Source organism: Methanosarcina sp. 1.H.T.1A.1, from assembly GCF_000979295.1.
GTDB lineage: Archaea > Halobacteriota > Methanosarcinia > Methanosarcinales > Methanosarcinaceae > Methanosarcina.
Genome location: NZ_JJQY01000151.1, coordinates 21,939 through 30,658, shown reverse-complemented (window position 1 = coordinate 30,658; position 8,720 = coordinate 21,939). Strand labels below are relative to the sequence as shown.

General features: G+C 39.2%; 7 protein-coding genes. 4 read left to right on the top strand and 3 right to left on the bottom strand.

Features of this window, described 5'->3' with window-relative positions:
• Positions 1–7: 7 nt before the first annotated feature.
• The gene (locus EO95_RS15870) at positions 8–886 is read right to left on the bottom strand and encodes a hypothetical protein (protein WP_200895060.1); all 879 of its coding nucleotides are present in this window, start codon (positions 884–886) and stop codon (positions 8–10) included.
• Between the two features lie 947 nt (positions 887–1,833).
• On the opposite strand from EO95_RS15870, the gene EO95_RS15865 reads away from it, so the two are divergent.
• The 3 genes from EO95_RS15865 (at position 1,834) to EO95_RS15855 (ending at position 4,007) form a co-directional block, all read left to right on the top strand.
• Entirely contained in the window at positions 1,834–2,784 is a 951-nt protein-coding gene (locus tag EO95_RS15865) for a PGF-pre-PGF domain-containing protein (protein ID WP_048136365.1), read from the top strand.
• A 274-nt stretch (positions 2,785–3,058) separates the two neighbouring features.
• A complete protein-coding gene (locus tag EO95_RS15860) occupies positions 3,059–3,304 on the top strand; it encodes a hypothetical protein (RefSeq protein ID WP_048136363.1) in 246 nt (81 codons plus the stop codon).
• A 250-nt stretch (positions 3,305–3,554) separates the two neighbouring features.
• Positions 3,555–4,007, top strand: coding sequence for an SRPBCC family protein (locus tag EO95_RS15855; protein WP_048136361.1), 453 nt, complete (start codon positions 3,555–3,557; stop codon positions 4,005–4,007).
• 110 nt (positions 4,008–4,117) lie between these two features.
• Here EO95_RS15855 and EO95_RS15850 read toward each other — a convergent pair whose 3' ends face one another.
• On the bottom strand, positions 4,118–5,110 hold the full coding sequence (locus EO95_RS15850) for a hypothetical protein (RefSeq protein WP_048136358.1): 993 nt from the start codon (positions 5,108–5,110) through the stop codon (positions 4,118–4,120).
• Positions 5,111–5,405: 295 nt separating this feature from the next.
• Between EO95_RS15850 and EO95_RS15845 the strand changes: the two genes are divergently transcribed.
• Positions 5,406–6,674: an ATP-grasp domain-containing protein gene (locus EO95_RS15845; RefSeq protein ID WP_048136356.1), complete on the top strand. Its 1,269-nt coding sequence runs from the start codon at positions 5,406–5,408 to the stop codon at positions 6,672–6,674.
• A 214-nt stretch (positions 6,675–6,888) separates the two neighbouring features.
• On the opposite strand, the gene EO95_RS15840 is transcribed toward EO95_RS15845, so the two are convergent.
• Complete coding sequence (locus tag EO95_RS15840) at positions 6,889–8,700, bottom strand: KUP/HAK/KT family potassium transporter (protein WP_048136354.1); 1,812 nt, start codon at positions 8,698–8,700, stop codon at positions 6,889–6,891.
• Between the last annotated feature and the right edge of the window lie 20 nt (positions 8,701–8,720).

Here is an 8,720-nt window from a genome sequence, read left to right as displayed (position 1 = left end):
CACCTCTCTATTCGTCGGCAGCGTCAGATGTGTATAAGAGACAGGCCATATACTGGTCCAGATACTTTGGCGTATAAGGGACAGCTCCCCCGGTTAAAGTCAAATTAAGCAGCCGGTTTTCGTCAACATGATAGAGGCCGCTAAGATCCCCGCTCCAGTAGTGATAGTCCGGAGTATAGGGATATTCGGAAAAACTATATGTCTGGCTTGCCATGAGCCTGAAAAACTGCCTGTTTGTGAATGTAAGATTGAAATCGTGCCCTTCAGGCTCTGTAGAAGCCTTGTAGCCTCTGTACATCATACCTGCCATACTACTATCATTATAACCTCCTTTTTCGATACTTTCGGAAATGGAAGCAAATTCCTGCATCTGATTCGGTATTAATTCCGAATTTTTTGGATTATATTTGATAATAATATCAACAGGCACTACTCTGTCAACAGAGCCTGCAGGGAGATCGTCATACTCACTTGCCTCATAAGCCGTTAGAAGCAGTGCTCCATGACTGTGGCCGATTGCTGTAACCTCTATGCTTTCTGCAGATTTTCCGTTTAAGAGAGCTGTATGGCTTCTTGAGACATTGATACCTTTGTATGTGTCCTTAAGGTATTCATCGAAAGTCCAGTCCTGCATAAAACTGAAATCAGTTTCATCCACTGGAATATTTGTCTCTCTCCTATCCAGGATATATGCGCTGTACCCCTGCTGAGCATAGTATATCGCCATGTCGGAATAGAATTTCTCAGTCAAAGCATGCCCTGGCAGAATCACCAGATTTTCATCCGCTTTTGTAGTCCAGGGACTTTTCTCCTGCACATAGTTGGTAAGAGTGATACTGTCATATTCTCCGGGCCCAACGTATAACTTGATTTTATACTCTGCCACATCCCCGGAAACAAGTCCTAATCTATTGCTTTCAGTTAGAGACAAATCTGGTTTTGAAACAGTGGACTGAGAAGAAGTGTACGAGGTTTCGGGACTACTCGCTTGATTGTAAATATTATCTATTCGTAAATCAGGAACAACGTCTGAAGCCGGAGAAGAAACTGCTAATAGAACAAATAAGACAGTTATTAGAAAAATTCGCATTTTCATGAGCTCACCTTTTTAAGAGTATAAAACGAAGGTACGGACTTGAGAATCATGCGTTTTAAAAGAAGACCTGTTATTCCCGTTTTAACGTCAAAGAGAGCAGTGCAAGACAATAAGAATAAGCCAGATAGCTAAAAATCGCAGCACAAGGACGGATAAAGCTCCAGCCGGCTTTTTAAGATTAGCCTTGGGGATAGCTGACGAAAAAGCTTTCTCACTGGAAAAGTTACCTCACCGATTATATTCCTGTGCTCCTTATGCCCTCAAAACACTACTTCTCAAATAAATATAATTTTTACAGATAAGAATTGCGATTTTAATTTTAAGTTTGATTTTTTTATAGTGTTATGAATAATTCTATACCTAAAATACTTTTAAGGTAAGCGGGAGACCTGAAAAAGAGTCAAGAAAAGTAGTGTTTCTCAACTCTTAATAAACTGCCATTTATATTGCCATCCCTAAAATCCATTTTTTTAGTGAGTTTTCACAAATGATACAAAGGAAAAGACGGGAGAAATACAGAAGCTATATCCTGATTTCAACAATATCGCAATTGGAAGGCAAACTTCACATAATTTTACTGCAGTAAGCCAGCCGAAAGTGAATTAAACCATAGGCTCGATAAACCAAGACGTACTTATTGGAGAAAAATAGTTCCTGGTGAGATCAAAAGTAAAAATTTTGAAAAACATATTTTGCAAAACAATTCTACAGGTAATCCCCTGGAAGAGGTATAGAGGATGAAAAAATATCTGTCAATACTATTAGTTTCAGTCCTTATTTTTGGGGCTGTACTCCCATGCGCTACTGCAGGGGCGAAGGCAAATTCATCAGGAGACAATTCGACTATTGAAGATGAAACTACTGTTGTTGATGTTTCTGATGACACTAATGAAAATTCTGTTGAAAAAGAAGATACTATCGTTGCAGATGATTCTGTTGTAGTTGATACTACAGTAATATCAACAGATAACGATATTTACAATTCTGACGATGACTATAATTATGAGTCTTCAGATGATGATATTATTACGTCTGTAAACACAGACGAGGATTACATCACAGCTAACAATTCTTCTGTATATAATGGTGATGTCACAATTATAGGTGATTCATCACAGACTAATATCCAGTATGTAGAAACAACACAGGTAAACATGGATAATAGCCAGAAGGTAACTGTTGATGTTAAGAATGACAATTCAGTTGTCAACAATATATATTTTGAATCAACAACAGATTCAGGCAAGGCAAAAGTTGTTATCGAAGATCTGAAAGATGATACATCTTTAGTTGAGAAACCAACAGGTGATATTTACAAGTCATTTAACATATGGATCGACAGTGATAATGTAAATGATATTGAAGATGCAGCTGTTAATTTTAAAGTTGAAAAGACATGGCTTCAAGCAAATGGTCTTGATAAATCATCCATTGTCCTGAATATGTATGATAATAGTAAATGGGTAGCAGTACCAATTACAATAACAGGACAGGATTCAACGTATGTGTACTTTACAGCTGAAGTATCTGAATATTCCACATTTGCAATTACAAGCAAAACAATAACTGTAAATAATACTCTTACATCAACATCTTCGGATAATAATACAGAAGAAACAAACGGTCTAAAAAGAAGTGAGATAATACATATACTTGAAATGATTCTCGCATATCTTAAGGGAAACTAATTTCCCTTATTTTTTAAGGGAAACTAATTTCCCTTATTTTTTTTGATGAGGTATCATGCGTAAACATATAAAATTAGCATGACTTTTTCTTTTCACTTGTATTCTAAATTTATTTTGTGGTTGGCACAATACCTCAATTAATATATTTGTTTATGGGTTAATTTTGATTTTAATTTATTAAAATAAATTTCATAGTATTCCATTTGATGTCATTTAGCATCCTCTTAGAGGCTGTCTTAAATTTAAATAATCCTTATTTCCGGCTTATTCTTTAATGTCAAAACGATCTAAAAAACTTCCTTATCCCAGTGATTTATGGAACTTCAATGTTCAAGGCAGAGTCGTTTACTATTTCGAGGAAGATATTGAGAATGCAGAAGACTACACGCTTAACCTTCCAATCCAGGTAAAAACAGAGTCATATCTCCCGGAGAAAACCATGCCCGGGTTCGGGGCAGCAAATTTAACGTTCTTATTAATGGCCGTATTTATCTTAAAAAGGGATGAAATCTGGCTATAAACTGCAGAAGCTATAAAAATTACAGAATACTGCAGGCTATGAAAATTACAGAATATACCTTTTTTACCACCTGAGACATGAGGAAGTTGCGCCTGAAAAAAGGTGCACCAAGCTCATATTCCCGCGAAAGTAAAAACCTTATTTTTAAGACTACTGTTCTTTTTAAAGATTTCTCGCCCGAGTGATTTTAGAGATAAAAACATGTATTTTAGCCACCAATATAAGCAAAGGGAGAATGGGGACTCAAACTATGGCAACGCTGAAAGATTCCGTAGTAATAAACAGATCACCTGAAGCTGTTTTTGAATGGTTTGCTCATTTTACGGAAAACTACAGAGCCTGGCACAAAGACCACGTACTTGCTAAGTGGGTTAAAGGACAGAATTTTGAAAAAGGCTCTGTGCTTTATGCCGAGGAATACCTCGGGGGCAAACTGGAAAAATTAAGCTTTGAGATTACCAGCTGTGTACGGAATGAATTGATCGAGTATAAGGTGCTGTTTCCGGAGTCTCTTATTTGTTCCGGCGGCTCGTTTTCCATAAAGCCTTCAAATGGTGGAAGTGTTTTTACTGCTGCGCTTTCATTTCGGTTTGGAGGGTTACTTTCAAAGGTTGCGGGGAAGAGGGTTGAAGATATCAGGGTGCATATGAAAGAAGAAGGGGAGAACCTGAAAATGTTATTGGAAAATGGAGAAAAAATGTAAGTACCTATGAAAAATGACAAAATGTCCTGACAGCCTTAATTTCCCGGGGTTTTCAGCTCTTGCTCTTATATTAACCAGTTTTTTGTGATTCAAGTATCTCAAGGAATTTTTTAACAGCCCTCCGCAGAGCCCTTCTTGTCATCAATCCTGTCATACAGCTCTTTCAAATCCCTGTGCAGTCTGAAGACTTCCTTTTCCCAATCCTTTTTACTGGACCCCGGGCAGGAGCCCATCTTCAAAGCTGCCATCTTCGCGTAGTTGCGGGAAACTTTCCTGTTGCTCCAGGAAAGGCCGAAAGCCTGATCGGTTTTTTTGATGCTGTATTTTTCGTGGATCAGGAACTCATAGAGTTCAGGGACCTTATCCAGCTTTTCTCCGGAGCTTTCGGGAAAGTCCGGGGAAAGGTCAGCCAGATTCTGAAGGTGGGACTTGACACCACAACTTTCGGGGCACAGTTTTTTCGAGTTTGCAAACTCAAGAATCTCCCTGAATTCAAGGAAAATATCCGTCTGCCCGAAACCTGAAGGCAGAGTTTTTCCGAGGAAGATGAGGACATGGATGCATTCGTGAAAGAGGATTTTTGCAATCAGAAACTCGATTCTCTCCTGAAGGTTCCATAACCTTTCGACCAGCTCCTCGTCCCACAGTTCATGAGGATTTACCAGAATGAGGGACCTGTAGATTATTTTCTTATCTTTTCCGGAAACGACCCTCTTCGGCTCGAAGGCTAACCCCTGCAGCTTTCCGAAAAACTGTATCCTGACCGCCAGTTCCCAGCAGTGTTCCCATCCTCCGGAATGCACACTTTTTACCCGGTAGTATTTTCCATCAAAGTGCACCTTTTTTATCAGCCGGTAAAGGTCCTCACTTTGTTCTTTAATAAGCATTTTTATCATGGGCTCCCGGTAAATATTCAGATCAAGCTGGAGAAGCCCGGGAGAAAAAAACAGGTACTCAGAAGCAGGAAACGAAACAGGAGCAAATGCCGGGACAAGATAGGGGAACGGTGAAGCTGCAGATGACAATTTTCCCCGTATACTATGTACGTGCAAATCGACTTTTTCCTTTTGTGAAGCCTTTTTTGCTCCTGTTCCCTGCTTCATAAAGCCACCCCTCACAATTGACCCCGTTTTCCCCATATTATCAAGTTAATTTGTAATAAAATATTTGAGAATAATAGTAACAAATAATAGAGGCATTATAAAGATAAATACTTATTCATACGAAATTGCATTTTTGTATTACAATGTGAAAGAATATAAAAAACTGAGATTCTTCCGAATCAGCAAATAAAACCTGGTGTTTCAGGCAAAACTGCCGGACCAATATAAGCTGAAAAACAAAATTCATAAAAGGGAAGTAGGATAACTGAGAATTCATATAAGAGGGGTGGGATAGTTGATCATACTTGAAGAGCCATACGTTTCTCAAATTCTGAAGGATATCATCACAGAGATGAAATTACCTGTCCTGAAAAACAAAACCTCTGAACGCCTGGGTTTCAACAAAGACGTAAAACTTCTTGAAGACACTGAATTCATAGAACTCCTCAAAAGCCAGAAAACCTGCAAACTATACAGCAATTCTGAAATTTCCCTCGTCTGGATAGCAAACAACCTCGGATTCACCGGCATCCCTGAAAAAATAGGGCTCTTTAAGGATAAGTTCAGGTTCAGGCAGCTGATTGAGCACATCTATCCTGACTTTTCCTATCAGGGAGTGAAATTTGAAAACCTGGACGAACTGGATATCGGAGCCGTTAAAAAGCCTTTCATAATCAAACCGGCAGTCGGGTTCTTCAGTGCAGGGGTTTATAAGGTCAGTACCGGGGAAGAATGGGAAAAGATCCTGCCAGCCTTAAAGCAGGAAATGGAAGCAATCAAAGGGTTGTTCCCGGCTCAGGTGTTCAGTTCAGGGAAATTTGTGCTTGAAGATTGCATCGAAGGGCCGGAGCTGGCTGTGGATGCTTACTACAACGGCGAGGGAAAGCCGGTGGTCCTGAATATCCTGAAGCACCTGTTTCCGGCGGAAAATGATGTTGAAGACAAGGTCTATGTGACTTCAAAAAAGATCATTGAGACCTATCTGGAAGCAGCCCTGAAACTTCTACAGCAAATAAATGAAGCTGCAAAGCTGTGGGATTATGAGGTGCAAGGTTCTGAGTTGCCGGAAGCGGGGCTGCAGGGACCAGGACTACGGGATTTCCCGCTGCATATCGAACTGCGGGTGGACAAAAACAACAGGCTGGTACCTATAGAGGTGAACCCGATCAGGTTTGCGGGGTGGTGCACTGCCGATATCGCGTATTATGCTTACGGAATCAATGTCCACAGGTATTTTTTAGAGGGGCTGGAGCCGGACTGGAAGGAGATCCTGAAGGGTAAGGATGAAGCTCAGGAGAGGGGGAAAGATAACAGTACCTGCTGCCTTTTGATTGCCAAAAAGCCGGATGAGATTGAAACGGAAGATATTGAAGCATTTGATTATGAAGGTTTTGTTTCTCGCTTTGAAAAGCCCCTGGAACTGCGGAAGCTTGATTACAGGCAGTATCCGGTTTTTGCATTCCTCTTTACTGAAACAAGGAACAACAAGTGGGAGGAGATTGACAGGTATTTGAGGGCAGATTTGAAGGAGTATATAAGGGTAAAAACTAAGAATTGTAGTTGAGAACCGGATCTCAAAGCCTATAAAAGAGAAAACGAAAAATACAGAACCGGAGTGAATAATGAATATTTAAACCACGTAAAAAATGGCATAAAAAGAATTCAGACCATGAAATTCCTTTCCGGCCTGTATATCCTGATTATGCTCAAATCCAATAATTAAGGGGCTTCAGTGAAGCCACCTTCTTAAGCTGTCTTCTTAAGCTACCTTCTTAGGTTCACATTTCAAACCTTGTCATAACTCCATGAAGCTCATCAGCAGGAAGCCTGTAGAACTGGACAAACGAAGGGGATAGTTTCTTTATTACGGAAAAGGTTCTCCATATTAAATTACTGGTAAATATGTCTTCGATTCCGTAAAAAATTGTTTTTTCAGTAACTCCATTGTCTTTCAGAATTTGTTCCACATCAATAATTTCCATGTAACCCATCTTTATTTCAAATAACCTCAATCCTTTTGCCAATTCTTTTGTGAACGAGCTCTCGACTCCAAATGGACTGTCTGACTTAATAATTGAAATAAAAATGTTATTTTCATAAATAATGTTATTCCTGAACATTACGTGGGAAATGTATTGAGGGATTCTGTTTATGTCTCGTGAAAAGAAAAGGGCAGTTCCACTGATTTTATTTTCGGTGGTATATACCTTATTATATTTTCCAAGGAAATCCTCAAATTTAGCGGGCTTCATCAGTTCATAAAGCCTTTTTTGCCCGGAAGTGTATATAACTATAAGAGCAAAGACAACAGCTGCTATAATAACGGACCAGTAACCTCCATGCGGTATTTTATAGGTATTTGAGAGGAGGAATACTATGTCGATGAATGTTATAAATAGCGAAATAATAACCTTTGACGTCTGTTTTTTGTGATAAAATATCGAAGTCATCAACATACCCGTAATCGTCATGGTCCCGGTAACTGCCAGTCCATATGCAGCCGCAAGTTTGCTCGATTCTTTAAACACAAATATCATGCATAATACGGAAATAAGGAGCATCCAATTTATCGCACTTATATATATCTGTGACTTTAATTCCCCGGATGTATAATCTATTTTTAACATTGGCATTATTCGGGTCGTTATTCCCTGATAAACTATTGAGAACACACCGCTAATCATAGCCTGAGAGGCAATAATCGTAGCTATGATGCTCAGGATAAGGAATGGAATAAATATAATATGTGCCTGATGATTGATCATCTCAAATAAAACATTTTTAGAATCAGGATTTCTAATAAGGAATGCTCCCTGCCCAAGATAATTAAAAACCAATGCGAAAAATATCAACTTCCAGGCTTTTAAGATAGGCTCTCTCCCAAGATGGCCCATATCGGCATATAATGCCTCTCCACCGGTACAACAAAGAGTAACTTCAGATAATACAAAGAAGCCTACAAGCCCGTTATGTGAGAGAAAGTCAATAGCATAATACGGATTTATAGCCTTTAATACAGCCGGGGTATAAAATATTGAGGCAATGCCTGAAACTGCAAGAGCTAAAAACCAGACAACCATTATTGGTCCAAATGCCCATGCAATTTTTTCAGATCCTTTATTCTGGAAGGAAAAAAGGCCTATTGCAATCAAGCTGGCAATTAACATAAGAGTTCCCTGTCCTGTATTTTCAAATCCGGAAATAATGCGTATCCCTTCGACAGCACTCAGTATGCTTATTGCAGGCGTAATTACTCCGTCTCCGAGAAGGAACGAAGTCCCAATATAGGCCAATATCGTAATTAAAGAAACATTTCTACTTGATTTCAGCAGGGGAAGAAGGATCTCTTTTAAGACTATAGTGCCTCCTTCTCCTTTTTTTCCCAGGCTCATAGCAAGCCAGGCATATTCCATAGTCACCAGTATAATAAGTGTCCAGATGATTAAAGATAAAACTCCTATTACGTGAATTTCCGTAGGTCTTGTGAGAAGGAATATAACTGTAAGGGTATAGATGGGACTTGTCCCGATATCTCCAAAGACAAGACCCATAGAATTTACTATTCCCCTGAAATCGGGTTTTGAAAACATAATCTATCTCCTATTTGTTC